The 17,888-nt window shown below is 47.0% G+C and carries 18 protein-coding genes and 2 tRNA genes; 14 read left to right on the forward strand and 6 right to left on the reverse strand.

The genetic code is table 11. The features are described 5' to 3' along the window. Positions 1–54 precede the first annotated feature (54 nt). The 6 genes from rpsA to pyrF all read left to right on the forward strand — a co-directional run bounded on the left by rpsA (position 55) and on the right by pyrF (position 6,816). Complete coding sequence (gene rpsA, locus ACXAH4_RS10305) at positions 55–1,725, forward strand: 30S ribosomal protein S1 (protein ID WP_119501430.1); 1,671 nt, start codon at positions 55–57, stop codon at positions 1,723–1,725. Between the two features lie 76 nt (positions 1,726–1,801). After that, entirely contained in the window at positions 1,802–2,089 is a 288-nt protein-coding gene (ihfB, locus tag ACXAH4_RS10310) for an integration host factor subunit beta (RefSeq protein ID WP_119501429.1), read from the forward strand. 332 nt (positions 2,090–2,421) lie between these two features. Next, the gene (locus ACXAH4_RS10315) at positions 2,422–4,605 is read left to right on the forward strand and encodes a PilZ domain-containing protein (RefSeq protein WP_474881764.1); all 2,184 of its coding nucleotides are present in this window, start codon (positions 2,422–2,424) and stop codon (positions 4,603–4,605) included. 80 nt (positions 4,606–4,685) lie between these two features. After that, positions 4,686–4,943: a lipopolysaccharide assembly protein LapA domain-containing protein gene (locus ACXAH4_RS10320; protein ID WP_474844241.1), complete on the forward strand. Its 258-nt coding sequence runs from the start codon at positions 4,686–4,688 to the stop codon at positions 4,941–4,943. 3 nt (positions 4,944–4,946) lie between these two features. After that, entirely contained in the window at positions 4,947–6,116 is a 1,170-nt protein-coding gene (gene lapB, locus ACXAH4_RS10325; protein WP_474844240.1) for a lipopolysaccharide assembly protein LapB, read from the forward strand. A gap of 7 nt (positions 6,117–6,123) precedes the next feature. Next, on the forward strand, positions 6,124–6,816 hold the full coding sequence (pyrF, locus tag ACXAH4_RS10330; RefSeq protein WP_474844239.1) for an orotidine-5'-phosphate decarboxylase: 693 nt from the start codon (positions 6,124–6,126) through the stop codon (positions 6,814–6,816). A gap of 65 nt (positions 6,817–6,881) precedes the next feature. Here the strand turns inward: pyrF and ald are convergent, their stop codons facing one another. Continuing rightward, positions 6,882–8,009 (reverse strand): alanine dehydrogenase, encoded by a 1,128-nt coding sequence (gene ald, locus ACXAH4_RS10335; protein ID WP_474881766.1) that lies wholly within the window; start codon positions 8,007–8,009, stop codon positions 6,882–6,884. 135 nt (positions 8,010–8,144) lie between these two features. Here ald and lrp point away from each other — a divergent pair, with 135 nt between their 5' ends. The 6 genes from lrp (at position 8,145) to serS (ending at position 15,143) form a co-directional block, all read left to right on the forward strand. Further along, positions 8,145–8,630: a leucine-responsive transcriptional regulator Lrp gene (gene lrp, locus ACXAH4_RS10340; protein WP_119501423.1), complete on the forward strand. Its 486-nt coding sequence runs from the start codon at positions 8,145–8,147 to the stop codon at positions 8,628–8,630. A 264-nt stretch (positions 8,631–8,894) separates the two neighbouring features. Then, positions 8,895–11,516, forward strand: a complete 2,622-nt coding sequence (locus tag ACXAH4_RS10345) for a DNA translocase FtsK (protein ID WP_474881767.1) — start codon at positions 8,895–8,897, stop codon at positions 11,514–11,516. Between the two features lie 4 nt (positions 11,517–11,520). Then, complete coding sequence (gene lolA, locus ACXAH4_RS10350) at positions 11,521–12,141, forward strand: outer membrane lipoprotein periplasmic chaperone LolA (RefSeq protein WP_474881768.1); 621 nt, start codon at positions 11,521–11,523, stop codon at positions 12,139–12,141. 41 nt (positions 12,142–12,182) lie between these two features. Beyond that, the gene (locus ACXAH4_RS10355) at positions 12,183–13,451 is read left to right on the forward strand and encodes a replication-associated recombination protein A (protein ID WP_474881785.1); all 1,269 of its coding nucleotides are present in this window, start codon (positions 12,183–12,185) and stop codon (positions 13,449–13,451) included. Between the two features lie 2 nt (positions 13,452–13,453). After that, positions 13,454–13,837, forward strand: coding sequence for a fluoride efflux transporter CrcB (crcB, locus tag ACXAH4_RS10360; protein ID WP_119501420.1), 384 nt, complete (start codon positions 13,454–13,456; stop codon positions 13,835–13,837). 10 nt (positions 13,838–13,847) lie between these two features. Then, on the forward strand, positions 13,848–15,143 hold the full coding sequence (gene serS / locus ACXAH4_RS10365; RefSeq protein WP_474851514.1) for a serine--tRNA ligase: 1,296 nt from the start codon (positions 13,848–13,850) through the stop codon (positions 15,141–15,143). A 51-nt stretch (positions 15,144–15,194) separates the two neighbouring features. Here serS and ACXAH4_RS10370 read toward each other — a convergent pair whose 3' ends face one another. The 5 genes from ACXAH4_RS10370 to ACXAH4_RS10390 are packed head-to-tail and all read right to left on the reverse strand — an operon-like array spanning position 15,195 to position 17,229. Beyond that, positions 15,195–15,539 (reverse strand): TusE/DsrC/DsvC family sulfur relay protein, encoded by a 345-nt coding sequence (locus ACXAH4_RS10370; protein ID WP_474881770.1) that lies wholly within the window; start codon positions 15,537–15,539, stop codon positions 15,195–15,197. After that, complete coding sequence (locus ACXAH4_RS10375) at positions 15,539–15,799, reverse strand: hypothetical protein (RefSeq protein WP_474881771.1); 261 nt, start codon at positions 15,797–15,799, stop codon at positions 15,539–15,541. Before ACXAH4_RS10375 ends, ACXAH4_RS10370 begins: the two co-directional genes overlap by 1 nt. Beyond that, complete coding sequence (locus tag ACXAH4_RS10380; RefSeq protein ID WP_474881773.1) at positions 15,799–16,152, reverse strand: DsrE family protein; 354 nt, start codon at positions 16,150–16,152, stop codon at positions 15,799–15,801. The genes ACXAH4_RS10375 and ACXAH4_RS10380 overlap by 1 nt, the downstream gene beginning before the upstream one ends. Next, the gene (tusD, locus tag ACXAH4_RS10385) at positions 16,152–16,508 is read right to left on the reverse strand and encodes a sulfurtransferase complex subunit TusD (RefSeq protein WP_474881774.1); all 357 of its coding nucleotides are present in this window, start codon (positions 16,506–16,508) and stop codon (positions 16,152–16,154) included. Before tusD ends, ACXAH4_RS10380 begins: the two co-directional genes overlap by 1 nt. 55 nt (positions 16,509–16,563) lie before the next feature. Next, positions 16,564–17,229, reverse strand: coding sequence for a Bax inhibitor-1/YccA family protein (locus tag ACXAH4_RS10390; protein ID WP_303574701.1), 666 nt, complete (start codon positions 17,227–17,229; stop codon positions 16,564–16,566). A 251-nt stretch (positions 17,230–17,480) separates the two neighbouring features. Here ACXAH4_RS10390 and ACXAH4_RS10395 point away from each other — a divergent pair. Further along, positions 17,481–17,572 (forward strand) — tRNA-Ser (locus ACXAH4_RS10395). A 226-nt stretch (positions 17,573–17,798) separates the two neighbouring features. Beyond that, positions 17,799–17,887, forward strand: a tRNA-Ser gene (locus ACXAH4_RS10400). Position 17,888 lies beyond the last annotated feature (1 nt).

Here is a 17,888-nt window from a genome sequence, read left to right on the forward strand (position 1 = left end):
CCCACGTTAGCCGGACTGTAATGTGGATGTCAACTTTTAAAATTTACTGAACTTATGACTGAAAATTTTGCACAACTTTTTGAAGAAAGCTTACAAGAACTGGAAACACGCCCTGGTTCAATTGTAAAAGGTACCGTTGTTTCTATCGACAAAGACATCGTTCTTGTTGATGCAGGCTTGAAATCAGAAAGTGCTATCCCAGCTGATCAATTCAAAAATGCTGAAGGCGAATTAGAAATCGCTGTTGGCGACTCTGTAGACGTAGCACTTGACGCTGTTGAAGATGGTTTCGGTGAAACTATCCTGTCACGTGAAAAAGCTAAGCGCCACGAAGCATGGGTTGAGCTGGAAAAAGCTTACGAAGATAAAGTCACTATCAAAGGCGTTATCAACGGTAAAGTTAAAGGCGGTTTCACTGTTGAAGTTAACAGTGTACGCGCGTTCCTGCCAGGTTCTCTGGTTGACGTACGTCCAGTACGCGACACTACTCACCTGGAAGGCAAAGAGCTTGAGTTTAAAGTAATCAAGCTGGATGCTAAGCGTAACAACGTTGTTGTTTCACGTCGTGCGGTTATCGAAGCAGAAAGCAGTGCAGAACGTGAAACTCTGCTGGCTAACCTGGAAGAAGGTCACGAAATCAAGGGTATCGTTAAGAACCTGACTGATTACGGTGCGTTCGTTGATCTGGGTGGCGTAGACGGTCTTCTGCACATCACTGATATGGCCTGGAAGCGCGTTAAGCACCCAAGCGAAATCGTTAATGTTGGTGACGAAATCAACGTTAAAGTTCTGAAGTTCGACAAAGACAAGCAGCGTGTTTCTCTGGGCATGAAGCAAATGGGCAACGATCCATGGCATGACATTTCCCAGCGTTACCCTGAAGGTACTAAGATCTCTGGTCAGGTAACTAACCTGACAGACTACGGTTGCTTCGTTGAAATCGAAGACGGCGTTGAAGGTCTGGTACACGTTTCTGAAATGGACTGGACTAACAAGAACATCCACCCATCTAAAGTTGTTAGCTTAGGTGACACTGTTGAAGTTATGGTTCTGGAAATCGACGAAGAACGTCGTCGTATTTCTCTGGGTCTGAAGCAGTGCATTGCTAATCCTTGGGAAGAGTTCGCGAAGTCACACGAAAAAGGCGACAAAGTATCTGGTAAGATCAAGTCAATCACTGACTTCGGTATCTTCATCGGCCTTGACGGTGGCATCGACGGTCTGGTTCACCTGTCTGACATCAGCTGGAACAAAACTGGCGAAGACGCAGTTCGTGACTACAAAAAAGGTGACGAAATCTCTGCCGTTGTTCTGCAAGTCGACCCAGAGCGTGAGCGTATCTCTCTTGGCGTTAAGCAAATCGAAGAAGATCCTTTCAACAAGTATCTGACAGATAACAAGAAAGGTGCTATCGTTAACGGTACAGTTACTGCTGTTGACGCAAAAGGCGTTACTGTTAACCTGGCTGAAGAAGTTGAAGGCTACATCCGCGTTGCTGACTTGTCACGTGACCGCGTAGAAGACGCTTCTGAAGTTGTTAACGTTGGCGAAAGCATCGAAGCGAAATTTATGGGCGTAGACCGTAAGAATCGCACTGTTAACCTGTCTGTTAAAGCGAAAGATCAGGCTGACGAAAAAGAAGCTATCGACAAAGTTAACCAGCAGGAAGACGCTGGCTTCGCTAACGCGATGGCAGAAGCATTTAAAGCTGCTAAAGGCGAATAATGCAAATACGGGTGTGCTAAACCCACACCCGCTCCGTAGTAGCTGTAAAATAACGTTTTTACGAGAGAGGTTTTAAATGACCAAGTCGGAACTAATTGAACGGCTCGCGGATCAGGCGCGACATATCCCGGCAAAAGATCTTGAGCTGGCGATAAAGGAAATCCTGGAACAGATGGCGCAAACCCTTCAAAAGGGCGAGCGTATTGAAATCCGGGGTTTTGGTAGCTTTTCTCTGCATTACCGTGCACCACGTGTCGGGCGTAATCCCAAGACAGGTGATACTGTGAAGCTGGACGGTAAATACGTCCCTCACTTTAAACCCGGTAAAGAATTACGGGAAAGGGTAGACAGCGCCGTAAACTAATCGTAAAAAGCCGCATCAGCGGCTTTTTTTCTGCCCGCATTTACTACCTTTTATCCTCAAATTTGCACCCCGTAGACCATATTTCCTGAGAAGTCCAATCACTGAGATTAATTCTTGACCATCTTTACATATCCTATATATTAGTGAAGCGCTAACTAATACTATGTGCTGAGATCATGTCAGCCTCGACAGAACAACAAATAATAAAACAATATCAACCATTGATACGGGCTTTGATACCTTACGAGCAGGATAACCGCTTGCTTGAAGGGTTAAATAAGTTCACGGGCAGGGTGCCCGGCAATGTCAGGAAGATCATCAAGGACGAAGTCATGAGGCTTACGTGCATCACTGATGCGCCCGCTGATAACTCCGCCTTCGCAGAATTCCCTGTATTCAAATTTTCTCATTTCGGTGTTGAAATGCGTCTGGATAAAGTTGGCGCACGTATTCTGCAAACCGAATCCCAACTCTATCAGGACAGGTATACTGTTGGTGTATTTGAAACCATCACGAATTCTGATTTCTACCAGGCCCATTTAAAGAAAGAAAACTATAAAAAGATTGTTGATGCATTTACGGTAGAAACCCAGTCTCTTGACGATATTCATTTTGGTAATGATTTAGCTATCGCACCCAATTTCCCTGTATCGTCTCTGGAGTTCGAAAAGGGCAAAACCTGTACTATTTCTTCTTTGGGTTATAAGTCAATGTCGCTGGAAAGTAAGCGGCCCCCAAAAGTCTCAGCAAAAGAAGTGTTTAATTTTCAGTTTCCGGAAGTGCCCGGGCTACCCAAAGGCATGGCAATCAAATACGTTGTCAGCGGCATCAAATTTAACAAGCAAACTGAAAAATACGAAACACAATTCAGGCTCCATCCTTCTACCGATCCCCGTTTAGCGAAAATCCTGCAGAAATACATCGATATGGCATCTTTCCAGCAGCCCTTACAGCGGGAACTGGAAAGTGAAAGAGCCATGCAGGATCTTGAACGGGACAGGGTCCTTGATAACAGCCCCTGGGTACCTTTGTTTATTCAAAAGGTTGATAACGGCGTTAAACCACTTTCAGCTCTGTTCACCGCTGTAAATGAATCAAACTCAGGCGGTATTGCCAATATCCGTCAGTTGACCAGCATGAAGCTGTTTCCGCGCATATTAAAAGAATTGTTTAAATATAAAGAAACCTTTGTTGTTTCGGGCGTTATTGAAACGAAAAAGGGCGAGTTCAGAATTCTGGCCACGTTAAGAGAGCTTGAATCAGCTGATTTACTGGCACCGGTCATTCATTTGCTCAATAAAAACGAAAGTTTGCATTGTCTGCAATGCCGATTGTCAGAAGTCGTCCGCGATGACAGGCAAAAGGCCTATGCCATTCACGACCTCATCCAGACTGATTACGAAGAACTCGATGCCATTTCTCACATTCTTTTTTGTAAGAATGTGTCCGCCTCACTGCATGGTCTTGCCGTGACGGAAAGACGTCCGATGCCGGCGATTCCTGAAGAATTACTTGAAGATACTGCTCAATACCCCTTCAGTCTGGTATTTGATGAAGACATGAACCGCAGAAGCGAGGCACGTTATATTATCGACAAAGAAGGGGCGGTAAAAAGTGGCTTGCTGAGTTCAAGTCCCGTGCTGGTGAAAGATATTTCTTCCAGGGGGATGCGTATAGTTTTGTCTGAGCCATTCAGTAAGCCGGAAAAAGAAATTAAAGTTTCCGTCCCCGAGCTGAAGATTAAAAATCAGAAATATGACATCGTGGGATATTCTGCTGCGACCAGAGAGGTAAGACTGCGGTTGCCTTCAAAACGGGATGCGATTGCGGCGGGCATTTTGCAATTTGTGCATAAAAATTATGCCTGGTTCAAAAACAAAGACACCAACCTTTTACACCGTAATACTCACAGGTTCTTATGGGAACTCGCGGTGCGACATCATCCGTCAGCGAGTATTTTATGTATTACTAACCGTTATTTACTTAACCGGTTAAAGACAGTTTATCAGACCCCGGCCTGTGATGACCTTTACCCATTTTCAGCCATTGAAAATGTGGTCCCGATGCATGGGTTCTTTGCCGACAAAGATGCGCAAAAACCTAAGTCGAAATTGCTGGTTGATATGTTTCATGGTGCAGTTACCGGTGTATCGGTTGTCCATTGTGTGCGTAAGTCAGACAATAAACTGGTTTACCTTCCGGAAACGGATTTTTTATACGGATCAATGCGTAAGCACGTGCATAACCACATCCAGGAAGATAAAGTTGAGTTATGCGTAACCAAAATTGATGTTGTCCGTTGTCAGTCAGAGTCATCACCAATGACGAAAAAGCGTCTGGCACAACTATCGCGCATTGATAAACCCATGTATGACCGTTTTAATGTCATGCAATCATCGTATTCTCATGTGTTATACCTCACCAGTGAGTCTGTCCTGCAACAGGCAGTGCTGAGAGCCCGGCTCAGGCCGGTAAAACCACAAACAGCAAAGGCCAGCCAGGCCGAATCAGCCTGATAAGGCTTTTTTGCTGATTCTGATGTCATGTTTTCACACAATTTGCTATCCTCTCAGAGAGTTAAAGAACAAAGGTCTTTGTGTTGAAAGGAATAGTTACCTTACTTGTTATTGTGTTTCTCCTCGTACTGGCATTTGCTATCGGGTCGCAGAATGATGCATCAGTGACAGTAAATTACCTGATTGCACAGGCAGAAATACGCATGTCTACGCTGATTGCTGTTACGCTCTGTATCGGTATTATCATCGGATTGCTCATGATGTTGTTGAGCTGGTTAAGTCTGCGCGTGCAGCTGGTTGCAACCCGCAGTCGTTTACGCAAAGCCATCAAAGAATAATTTATGCTCGAACTGTTGTTTCTACTTTTGCCTGTGGCAGCCGGGTACGGCTGGATAATGGGCCGTAACAGTGTGCGTCAGGCACAGCGGAAACAATCGAGTATTCTGTCCAGGCACTATTATCGTGGCCTTAACTTCCTGTTAAGCGATCAACCTGATAAAGCCGTTGATACACTGATTAAGATGATTAATCTGAACAGTGATACGGTGGAAACCCATATTGCCATGGGGAATTTTTTCCGCCACCGGGGAGAAATTGACCGCGCTATCAAGATTCACCAGAACCTGGTTTCCAGAGAGGAAATTCAATCTAACCAGCAGGAAAACGCCTTAAAGGAACTCGGGCGCGATTATATGCAGGCAGGGTTTCTGGAGCGGGCTGAAGGTGCCTATTTGCAATTGATGAACAGTGACAGGCATTATCTCGTTGCCCAGCAACAGTTGTTCAGCATCTATCAGACTACGAAAGAGTGGGAACGGGCCATCGAACTGGCTGAAAAGATGGTTGAATGTCATGGTGACAGTGATGATGTTAGCGAGCGTCTGGCCCATTTTTATTGTGAACAGGCACAACTGGAACAGGATAATGGACAGCAGGGTGAAGCACTTATTCTGTTGCAGAAAGCGGTTAATGCAGATGAGCATGCTGTCCGCCCGTGGTTAATGCTTGGACATATTGCTTTTGACCAGAAGCGCTTCGGTGATGCGAAAGCGTATTTTGTACAGGTGGCAGAGCACGACCTCAACTGGTTCAGTGAAGCGGTCCCCGCACTTGAAGCAATTGCACAGGAAACCGGAGACTGGGACGGCTTTGAAGAAGCGTTGTCTTCTCACTGGCAGGAGTGCGCCACATCGTATCTCGCCATGGTAGATATAAAAATTCATCAGGGAAAGACCTCGGAAGCTGCCGATTACCTGCTCGATCAGTTACGCAAACGCCCGACCATGAAAGGCTTTAAAACGCTCATGGGCTTGTACATTGACCAGCTTAACGATGAAGCATCTGCAAACAGTCTGCGGTTACTGAAAGGACTTGTTGAAGAGCAAATGAAGCAGCGTCCGAAATACCGTTGTACCAGTTGCGGGTTTTCCGGAAGAAAACTGTACTGGCTATGTCCATCCTGTAAAAAATGGAATGTTGTTAAACCCATTAAAGGCTTAGACGGAGAATAAATTCCTCATGCAAGATCCTAAAGTCATTGTTGCCCTGGATTATGATAACAAAGACACCGCCCTGGCGTTTGTTTCGCAGTTAGACCCTGCAATATGCCGCCTGAAAGTCGGAAAAGAAATGTTCACCCTGTTCGGGCCTGAGTTCGTTAAGACACTGGTTAATATGGGGTTTGATATTTTTCTCGACCTCAAGTTTCACGATATACCCAATACCGTAGCGAAAGCCTGTAAAGCTGCTGCTGAGCTGGGTGTGTGGATGGTGAACGTTCATGCTTCCGGCGGCGCAGAAATGATGAAAGCAGCGAAATTGGCTATTGAGTCCAGTTCACATCCCGAAACAAAGCTGATTGCCGTCACCGTGCTGACCAGTATGGACGAAGCTCAGTTACAACGGGTTGTTCCCGGTGTGACGCCGGCACAACAGGTAGAGAAGCTCGCTGCACTGACTTTTGAAGCTGGTCTGGACGGTATTGTGTGTTCAGCGCAGGAAGCGGTATTGCTTCGTAAAACTATGAAGGCGCCATTCTTGCTGGTAACGCCTGGTATTCGTCCGGCAGGCAGTGACGTTGGCGATCAGAAGCGTGTGATGACACCGGTTGATGCGATGAACGCCGGCGTCAGCTACCTGGTAATGGGGCGCCCCATTACGCAGGCTGCTGATCCGCTCAGCGTCCTCAAAGAAGTGAATGCCTCTCTGTGAGGTAAGTTATACAAAAAAGCCCCGTCCTGTATGAACAGAACGGGGCTTTTTAATATCTTTACTGATTACTTCAGCGCTTCTTCAGCCGGTGTATACGTCAGACCCAGTTTTTCACCAAGTGCATCGACTACCGCTTTATACGTTACTTTTCCTTCGTGAATGTTAAGACCGTTCAGCAGGTGTTTGTCATCAAGCATAGCCTGTTTCGGGCCTTTATTAGCCAGCGCCAGACCAAATGGTAATGTCGCATTGTTCAGTGCCATGGTAGAGGTGCGTGCAACACCGCCCGGCATATTGGCAACGCAGTAGTGAACCACGTCGTCAATAATATAAACAGGATCCTGGTGTGTTGTCGCTTTTGAAGTAGCAAAACAACCGCCCTGGTCAATGGCCACATCCACCACAACTGAACCCGGCTTCATCGCTTTAATATGGTCTTCGTTCAACAGTTTCGGCGCTGCCGCACCTGGAATAAGGACTGCACCGACAACCAGATCTGCTTTTGATGAATATTGTTCAATGGCATCTACCGTTGAGAATACTGTTTTAACCTGACCGTTGAAGATATCATCAATCTGACGGAGTCGTGGCAGAGAGCGATCCAGAATGGTTACATCAGCACCCATACCAACAGCCATTTTAGCCGCGTTGATACCTACAACACCGCCACCAATTACCAGTACTTTACCCGGTGCTACACCCGGTACGCCACCAAGCAGAGTACCGCTGCCGCCGTGGGCTTTTTCAAGGTAGTGTGCGCCGGCCTGAACTGACATGCGTCCGGCAACTTCGCTCATCGGTGCCAGCAGGGGTAATCCACCACGGTCGTCTGTTACTGTTTCATAGGCAATACAAGTGGCGCCGGATGCGATAAGTAATTCAGTCTGAACAGGGTCCGGAGCAAGGTGCAGATACGTGTACAGTGTCTGACCCTTTCTCAGCATTTTGCATTCATTGGGCTGAGGCTCTTTTACTTTAACAATCATGTCAGCTTCAGCAAAAATCTGCTCAGCCGTCTGTGAGATGCGGGCACCTGCAGACACATACATGTCATCAGTGAAGCCAATGGCAGTCCCTGCATGAGTTTCCACAACCACATCGTGACCATGGGTAACAAATTCTTTAACTGCTGCAGGCGTCAGACCAACGCGGTATTCATGGTTTTTAATCTCTTTTGGTACACCAACTAACATAGAACCCTCAAAAATTGTTGTTTTTTGTTTGTCTCAGATGGCGGCAGTATACGTGAGAAAAAAACGAAGTATGTGCTGAAGATTTTCAGGATGCCGTGCTATATTTTGTAAAACAAAGAAAGTGCAGAATTTAATATGCTGGTAAAAACACCAAAACACCTTGACCGGATAGACAGAAATATCCTTACACAGCTGCAAAAAGACGGGCGGATATCGAATGTTGAATTGGCTAAAGCAGTGGGGCTTAGTCCCAGTCCCTGTCTTGAAAGAGTTAAGCGCCTTGAGGCTCAGGGTTATGTTACCGGATATCATGCTACACTTGACCCCGAGAAACTGGGCGCTGCCATGCTGGTTTTCGTTGAAATCACTTTAACGAAAACATCGGTGGATATCTTCGCAGAATTTTCTGCTGCAGTGCAGGATCAGGAAGATATTCAGGAATGTCACCTTGTGTCCGGAGATTTCGATTTTCTGCTGAAGGCAAGGGTAGCGGATATGTCCAGTTACCGGAAATTACTGGGAGATACCTTACTTCGTTTACCCGGTGTGAGTGAATCGAGAACCTACGTGGTGATGGAAGAAGTAAAAAGTACCACTGCAGTACGCATCAATATGAAATGACGGCTAAAAGTGGCGTAGTTGCCAGTGCTGCAGAAGGGTGGAAACGGTTAAAACCACTGTATATTAAACTAGGTATCCTTTTTCCCTTTGTGGTAGTCTGTAATATCACAGTTACTGTAGTTTCAGTCGCTGTTCAGCCAGTATTCATCACGGCTGAAGAAATATTAAAATAATAAAAGTGTGTTAAAACAAGTCACCGTTGTTTTCTGTGTGCATGGAAAGGCTTCTGCACTTACGGTGACGGATAAAGATGATTAAGGGTTTATGGCGCGTTTAACAGGTATCCAGCGATTACTTGAAGCAGGCATGATGGTCGCCTGCGTTTTCGCATTCTTTATTTTACTGGCACTGGCTTCTTTTCATCCCGGCGATCCGGGATGGAGTCAGGCAGGCTTACAACTTGATGTGCATAACTGGGTGGGGGCAACAGGCGCCTGGGTCGCAGACTTATTACTTTTCAGTTTCGGCTGGCTGGCATATCTTTTACCGTTTTGCTTTGCCTTTATTGGCTGGTTCTTATTTCAGCACGTCAAAGATCTCGATGAATTTGATTATCTGACTATCGGCCTGAGAATCATTGGCGGATTACTGATTGCGCTGGGTGTTACCGGCATCGCAAGTATCAATTTTAACGATTTGTATAACTTTTCGGCTGGCGGTTTTGTCGGTGATGTAATCAGTTCTGCACTCATTCCTTATTTTAATACTGCCGGCACAATTCTGTTGTTGCTCTGTTTTTCCTGCACCGGTTTTACATTACTTACCGGTATCAGCTGGCTGGATATTATCGACAGTATGGGCAGTGCAACCATCTGGTTCGGCCGAAAGACCATTTCGGTCCCGCAACAGCTTATCGGTCTTGATATGCCAAAGCTGGCTTTATCTTCAGAAAAATCTGCAGGGCAGGGGAGTGGCGATACTGTCGAGGTAACGACACTGAGAGCTGCGCCACCACCTGAAGATGCACCGCGCAAGAGTGATAAAACAACGTCTTCTCCCTGGTCAGGGAGTCAGCGGGACGAGCCTTCATTTGGTATTCCTGATGAAGTATTCGCCAATGACGATGATGAACCACCTTTTGAAGTTGATGAACCGGTAACCATCGAAGCGGACAAGAAGTCCGGGTTCTCTTTCAGTAGTTTTAAAGAAAAAGTGATGCCGTCTAAAGACAAAGATACGGCTCCGGCTGAAAAATCTGAACCGGTGTTCAGTACGGATGATGCATCAGATGATTCGGATGACAAACCACAAAACATTGAAACTTCAACGGTTACAGAACAGCCTGAGGCTGCGAAGCCGCTGTCACAACCCGCTGCAAAACCAAAAGCGCCGACAACTCTGGCTGAAGCGGTGGCTGCAAAAGAGGCTGAGAAGGCTGAAATTGCTGCATTAGGGCCAATGCCATCTTTCGATTTGCTGGAACGCCCCGACCGTAAAGAAAACCCTATCACTCAGGAAGAGATGGATATGGTGTCCCGTCTGGTGGAGGACAAACTGGCAGATTTTAACATTGAAGCCAGTGTGGTAGGCGTCTATCCCGGTCCTGTTATCACCCGTTTCGAGCTTGATCTGGCGCCCGGCGTGAAGGTAAGCAAAATTACCGGTCTGTCAAAAGATTTAGCCCGTGCTATGTCTGCTATGTCAGTGCGTGTTGTGGAAGTTATTCCAGGAAAGTCTGTGATAGGTCTTGAGCTGCCTAACAAAAAACGTGAAATGGTTCGTCTGAGTGAAGTGATCACCTGTGACGCCTTCCAGAGCAATAAGTCTGCTCTGACCATGGTGTTAGGAGCGGATATCAGCGGTAAACCGGTTGTGGTCGATCTTGCGAAAATGCCTCACTTACTGGTGGCCGGTACAACCGGTGCCGGTAAATCCGTCGGGGTGAATGTGATGATCTTAAGCTTACTTTATAAGTCTAAGCCCGAAGATGTCCGCATGATCATGATAGACCCGAAAATGCTGGAACTTTCTGTATATGAAGGGATCCCTCATTTGCTGGCAGAAGTGGTCACCGATATGAAGGAAGCCGCTAACGCGTTGCGTTGGTGTGTAGGTGAAATGGAACGCCGCTATAAATTAATGTCTGCTCTCGGGGTCAGAAACCTGAAAGGCTATAATGCCAAGGTGTTACAGGCCATCGAAGACGGCGAGCCGATTAAAGATCCGTTGTGGCGCACTGAAGACAGCATGGAAGAAGAAGCGCCGGATTTACAGAAATTGCCGGCCATTGTTGTGGTTGTTGACGAATTTGCCGACATGATGATGATTGTGGGTAAGAAAGTAGAAGAATTGATAGCACGGATCGCGCAAAAGGCCCGTGCCGCCGGTATCCATCTTATTCTGGCCACGCAGCGCCCGTCTGTAGATGTTATCACCGGTCTGATCAAAGCCAACATACCCACCCGTATCGCTTTCCAGGTATCCAGTAAAATCGATTCCAGAACAATATTGGATCAACAGGGCGCAGAAGCGCTGCTTGGTATGGGTGATATGCTGTATTTGCCGCCCGGCAGCCCAGTGCCGACGCGCGTACACGGTGCCTTTGTGGATGACCATGAAGTGCATGCGGTAGTCAGTGACTGGCAGAAACGGGGCAAGCCTGATTACATTGATGAAATTCTTAACGGTGAAGCCACTGCGGAAGTCTTACTGCCGGGAGAAGCAGCAGAAAACGGTGACGAGGAGTATGATGCCTTCTTCGATGAGGCCGTGGCATTTGTAACTGAAACGCGGCGGGCCAGTGTATCTTCCGTGCAGCGTAAATTCAGAATTGGTTACAATCGTGCGGCCAGACTGGTAGAACAAATGGAAGCGAATGGTGTCGTATCTTCACCAGGTCATAACGGTAACAGGGAAGTGCTTGCGCCCCCTGTACCCAAGGAGTAGTACATTGAACCGTTTTATTTACGCCATCGTTTTATCCGGCTTTTTCGCTTTTTCCGCGCAGGCGGATGACGCCGCAGGTGCAAAGTTAAAATCTTTGTTGTCCGGTATTAATCAGTTCAAAGCGCAGTATGCGCAGGTTATTACTGATAGCGGTAATAATATCGTTCACGAAACCAAAGGCGAAGTGGTGCTGGCCCGTCCGGACAAGCTGCGCTGGGAAACTTACGCACCGGATGACAACGTGCTTATTGCTGATGGCGAAACGGTCTGGAATATCGACCCCTTTGCCATGCAGGTTACCGTGATGGATCAGAAAGGTCAGGTAAAAGATAACCCGTTTATGTTACTAACCTCTGATGATGATACTGTCTGGTCGAAATTCGTTATCCGTGCTGCTGACGACAATGCATCTGAATATATCGTTACCCCTAAAAACGGTGAAGGTCAGATCCGTGAATTGACCCTGTTGTTTGAGGGCAACAGCCTTACAGGTTTGTCTACACTGGATGCACAGGAACAAACCAGCACCATTCTGTTTTCTCAAAGCAGTACCCGCTTTCCTATGGCAGCCGATACATTTCAGGCAGATATTTCTGATCAATTTATGGTAGACGATCAGCGGTGAGTTTGTTTTCGCAAGACGACTACGCCCCGCTGGCTGCCCGTATGCGGCCGGCCGGCATCGATGATTATGCCGGTCAGACCCATTTACTGGGCGAAGGGAAGCCCTTAAGAAAAATGCTGGAAGCCGGTCATTGCCATTCAATGATTTTGTGGGGACCTCCCGGTACAGGCAAAACCACACTGGCAGAAATGATTGCTGCGTATACACAGGCAAAGGTAGTGCGTCTGTCAGCAGTCACCGCCGGTGTAAAAGACGTCCGGGCCGCGATGGAGCAGGCTGAAATAGATCAGCGTCATGGTCAGCGTACATTATTGTTTGTTGATGAGGTTCACCGGTTTAATAAAAGTCAGCAGGATGCATTCTTACCCTTTGTGGAATCCGGTACGGTTACATTTATTGGTGCCACCACAGAAAACCCCTCTTTTGAGCTGAATAATGCATTGCTGTCACGGGTCAGGGTTTATGTGTTGCAGTCGCTGGACGACAATGCGCTTAACGGGGTGCTGAACAGGGCGTTATCAGATAAAGATAAAGGGCTTGGCAAACGCGGTTTTAAGCTGAAAGATGATGCCAGAAAGGCGCTTCTTGGCCTGTGTGCCGGTGATGCCCGCAGATTACTGACTTATCTTGAACTGGCCGGGGATTTCGCTGAGGGCGATGTCATCACTCTCAGCGATATTGAGCAGGCAACCGGCGAAAAAGTGGCTGCTTATGACAAACGTGGCGATACGTTTTACGATTTAATTTCCGCTTTTCACAAGTCAGTACGTGGCTCAGATCCTGACGCGGCGCTTTATTGGTATGCAAGAATACTGAACGGCGGTGGTGATGCGCTGTACGTAGCCAGACGTCTGTTGGCCATCGCGTCTGAAGACATTGGCAACGCCGACCCAAGAGCCATGCAATTGAGTGTGAACGCCTGGGATTGTTATCATCGTGTCGGTCCGGCAGAAGGGGAAAGGGCCATTGCCCAAGCGGCTGTATATTGTGCACTTGCGCCAAAAAGTAATGCCGTTTATATGGCCTTCAGTCAGGCAAAGCAGATGGCAGCTAAAGCGCCGGATTATCCCGTTCCGGTGCATTTAAGGAACGCCCCGACGGCACTGCTTAAAGAGCTCGGGCACGGCGATGAATACCGTTATGCGCATAACGAGCCCCATGCTTTTGCAGCGGGCGAGGTCTATCTGCCGCCAGAGATTGCCGGTACCCGTTTCTATGAGCCCACAGAACGTGGACTGGAGCAGAAACTAAAAGCAAAACGGGATTTTCTCGACACACTGAATCAACAGGCTACGGATAAAAAGGGATAGTCATGCCAACAGGAATTGTCTTGTACTGTTACATCGCAGCAGGCGGCGCAATAGGCGCGTGTCTGCGCTTTTTTGTCACATCTAATATCGATTCCTGGTTTGGAAAAGCGCTGCCCTTTGGTACACTGACGGTGAACGTATTAGGCTCGTTCAGCCTTGCACTGTTATACGGATTCATAGAGCGGCATGAACTGATGGATTCTCCCTATCGTGCTCTGATAGGTGTCGGCCTTTTAGGGGCATTTACCACCTTTTCCACGTTCTCTATCGAAACACTGACATTACTGGAAAATGGCCTGATAATGAAAGCCATAGCCAATGTGTTATTAAATGTGTGCCTGTGCCTGCTGGCAGGATGGGCAGCAATAGCAATGATGAAAGGATAAAAAGAATTACATGTTAGATCCAAAGTTACTTCGGGCAGACATTGAGAACACTGCTAAACGCCTTGCCGACCGGGGCTTTACACTGGATGCAGACGCTTTTAATGCGCTGGAAGAAAAGCGCAAATCCCTGCAGACAAAAACGCAGGAATTACAGAATGAACGTAATGTCCGTAGTAAGTCCATTGGTAAAGCAAAAGCGCAGGGCCAGGACATTGCGCCATTACTGGCCGAGGTTGGCCAGCTGGGCGACGATCTTGACACAGCAAAAAATGAACTTGATGCATTGCTGGCTGAAATCACTGCACTGACTCAGGGGATCCCGAATCTTCCCCACGAATCTGTGCCGGTGGGTGAAGACGAAAACCAGAATGTGGAAATCAGTAAGTGGGGCACACCTGCTGAATTTGATTTCGAAGTAAAAGATCACGTAGATGTAGCTGAAGCTTTAAATAAAGGGCTGGATTTCGCTGCTGCGACGAAGTTAACCGGTAGTCGTTTCGTTGTAATGCGCGGCCACATTGCCCGCATGCACCGTGCACTCGCTCAGTTCATGCTGGATGTGCATACTGCAGAACACGGTTACCAGGAAATGTACGTACCCTATCTGGTCAATCATGACAGCCTGTATGGTACCGGTCAGTTGCCTAAGTTCGGTGAAGATCTGTTCCATACTCAGCCTGCCACCGAAGAAGGTCAGGGGTTATCGCTGATCCCAACTGCTGAAGTTCCGCTGACCAACCTGGCACGTGACGAGATTTTTGATGCCAAATCCCTGCCGGTGAAGATGACTGCCCATACACCTTGCTTCCGGAGTGAAGCGGGTTCTTACGGTCGTGATACACGAGGTCTTATCCGTCAGCATCAGTTTGATAAAGTTGAGCTGGTTCAGCTGGTTAAACCCGAAGATTCCTTTGATGCGCTGGAAGCACTGACTGGTCATGCGGAAGTGATTTTACAGAAGCTGAACTTGCCTTACCGCAAAATGTTGCTGTGTACCGGTGATATGGGTTTTGGTTCCTGTAAAACGTACGATTTGGAAGTCTGGTTACCGGCGCAAAATACTTACCGGGAAATTTCTTCATGTTCTAACATGCTTGATTTCCAGGCGCGCCGGATGCAGGCCCGTTACCGTAACCCGGAAACGAATAAGCCTGAATTATTACACACGCTGAATGGCTCAGGTCTGGCTGTAGGCCGTACTTTAGTGGCTATTCTTGAAAATTATCAGCAGGCTGATGGCAGCGTAAAAGTGCCGGAAGCACTGGTAAGTTACATGGGTGGTGTGACTGAAATTAAACCGGCTTAATCACACCGGTAAACACTAAAATGGCGTCTTCATAAGACGCCATTTTTTTTATTACAGACACTTGGCGGGTTTAGGCAAGCCCGCCAGTTTTGTTGCCTGTTTGGCCGGCCCTTTTTTAAATAACCGCTGAAGATAACGGCTGTTACCTTTTTCCGGACCGTATTCGGCCGCCATTGCTTTCACCAGTGCGCGTACCGCAGGACTGGTTTCAAATTCCAGATAAAAATTCCGGACAAAACGAACCACTTCCCAATGTTCTTTTGTCAAAGAAATGTTTTCCTGCTCCGCCAGCACAGGCACCATGCTCTCGTCCCACTGCGTGTAATCCAGCAGGTAACCGTTCTTATCAGTTTCTATGTCTTTGCCTTGCCATTCAAAGCTTGTATTGCCGGCCATTATAGTACTATCCACTTGCCATATTGTTGAGTGAAACGAATAACGTTGCTGTGTGAGATAAGGTCACCCTCTTCACAGTTCACGCCGCGGCATTCAGCATCGTCAGCGAGTACGTAAAGCGGAACATCACTTTCTTGCAGTTCACCATATTGATAAACGCCGTTTCCACGAAGAATAACGGGTATGTTCAAGGTTTCAGCATTCCGGAGATAGCGCTGCTGCATATCATTACTTTTTGAGGTAGTAATAAATAATATCATCAGAACGTCACCACATGATCAACCCGTTCAATCAGCGCCGGCACCTCATCATCAGTTAACGCCTTAACAGTTTTTAATACATCCCGCCCAGTAATTCTTCTGGTAGCATAATCGGACTGCACGTAGTAACAGTCTTCAATGTCAAAGAATGGCAGCGCTTTAAGCCTTTTAAACTGATTTTTCACCCCTTGCTGTTGCGGGGCCTGCTCTGTTAACTGGTAGATGCCGTCACCTTCAAACAGCATTGATACTTCGTGGCCGTAGTTCGTTGCTGCCATGGCAAAGTCCAGCCCGTCGGATGCCTGACTGACAGAGTAGGGGGCGGTTGTAAAACGAATGAGTAAATGTGCCATCAGAATTGTACCAGGTGCTCACACTGATGAAGTGAAGTGAAAAAATCACTGAGGCCGGTATGTTCGAAAACCTCTTCTTCGCCGGTGCCGTTTACACCCCGCTTGTCTCCCGCGGTCATGCAAACCCGTAATGACGTTTGTGCTTTTAATTTCAAATCACACCATGCCTGATAGACATTCACTTCGTCATTAGGCGGGTTCATTTGCGGCAGCGCATTGTAAATGCCGGCCTGATAGAAAAATATCTGTTCAATTTCCTGACCGTCAGCAAGTAACTGATGGCAGAAGGCCAGAGCGCGTGAGGCTCCGTCGTTGTCGTAGGGTGATGATGTGACAAGTACAGAATAACGGGACATAGAAATAAAAAAACACCCCTTACGGGGTGTTTTCCTCAGGCAGTAAGCCTTTTAATTAATCATCACCACCAAACGCACCCAGTAAGTGCAGGATAGAAGTGAACAGGTTATAGATGTTCAGGTACATTGAAACGGTTGCACGGATGTAGTTTGTCTCACCACCGTTAACAATGCGGCTGGTATCAAACAGGATGAAACCTGACATGATGAACACAATAGCAGCACTGATTGCCAGTGATACCGCAGGTACCATGAAGAAGATATTCGCGATACCGGCGACTACAGCAACTACCAGACCTACCAGCAGGAATCCGCCAAGGAAAGAGAAATCTTTCTTAGTGGTAAGTGCATAACCTGACAATGCAAAGAATACCAGAGCTGTCGCACCTAATGCCTGCATAATAAGGCCGGGACCCGCTACACCTAAATAAAAGTTAAGGGTATAACCCAGTGATGCACCCATCAAACCGGTGAATGCAAACACCCAGTAGATACCGGATGCAGATTCAGCCTTACGCTGAACCACGAATAAGGTAATAAACGCACCGATGGTCATGACTAACGACATCATAGGAGAGATGCCAACCGCCATAGCGATACCGGCACACACTGCACTAAATGCCAGTGTCATAGCCAGCAACATATAAGTATTGCGCAATACCTTATTTGTTTGCAGTACTGACTGTTGAGATGCACCTGCATACATCGAACGTTGATCCATTGTTTCCTCCAATAGGACTATAAACACCAGAAAAGCCTGGTAACATTATCTTAGGTCATTTGTATGGGTTTTGGTTCCATTTTTCAAGTGCTTTCAACCCCAAACTGTAAACAGACATGTCACTGTGCTGCATTAATCATCAACTGCCTGTTATTTATTAATACGTTGATTAAAAGCTAACCGGTTAAAGGCTTTTTTATAATTAACGCTTTACAGGCAAAAAAATATCATTAAGATACGCATCACTTCTCGGAGAGATGGCAGAGTCCGGCTGAATGCACCTGACTTGAAATCAGGCGAAGGGTCAAACCTTCCGGGGGTTCGAATCCCTCTCTCTCCGCCACATTCTGAAAAAGCCCGCTTAACTAAGCGGGCTTTTTTGCTTTCAAATGGCAGTCAATGTTCCATTGTAATTACATAAAGGTATCAGCCTGTTCAGGAAATAATCGCTTTAGCAACAGTGATGTTAAATTCTGAGCAGATTGTTTGCATATTGCGCACTTAATTGATTTTATTTGAAATAGTGCTTTTCAATCACGATAAAATCATTATGATACGCACCACTCAACGGAGAGATGGCAGAGTCCGGCTGAATGCACCTGACTTGAAATCAGGCGAAGGGTCAAACCTTCCGGGGGTTCGAATCCCTCTCTCTCCGC

Source organism: Alteromonas sp. ABV2_168, from assembly GCF_056161165.1.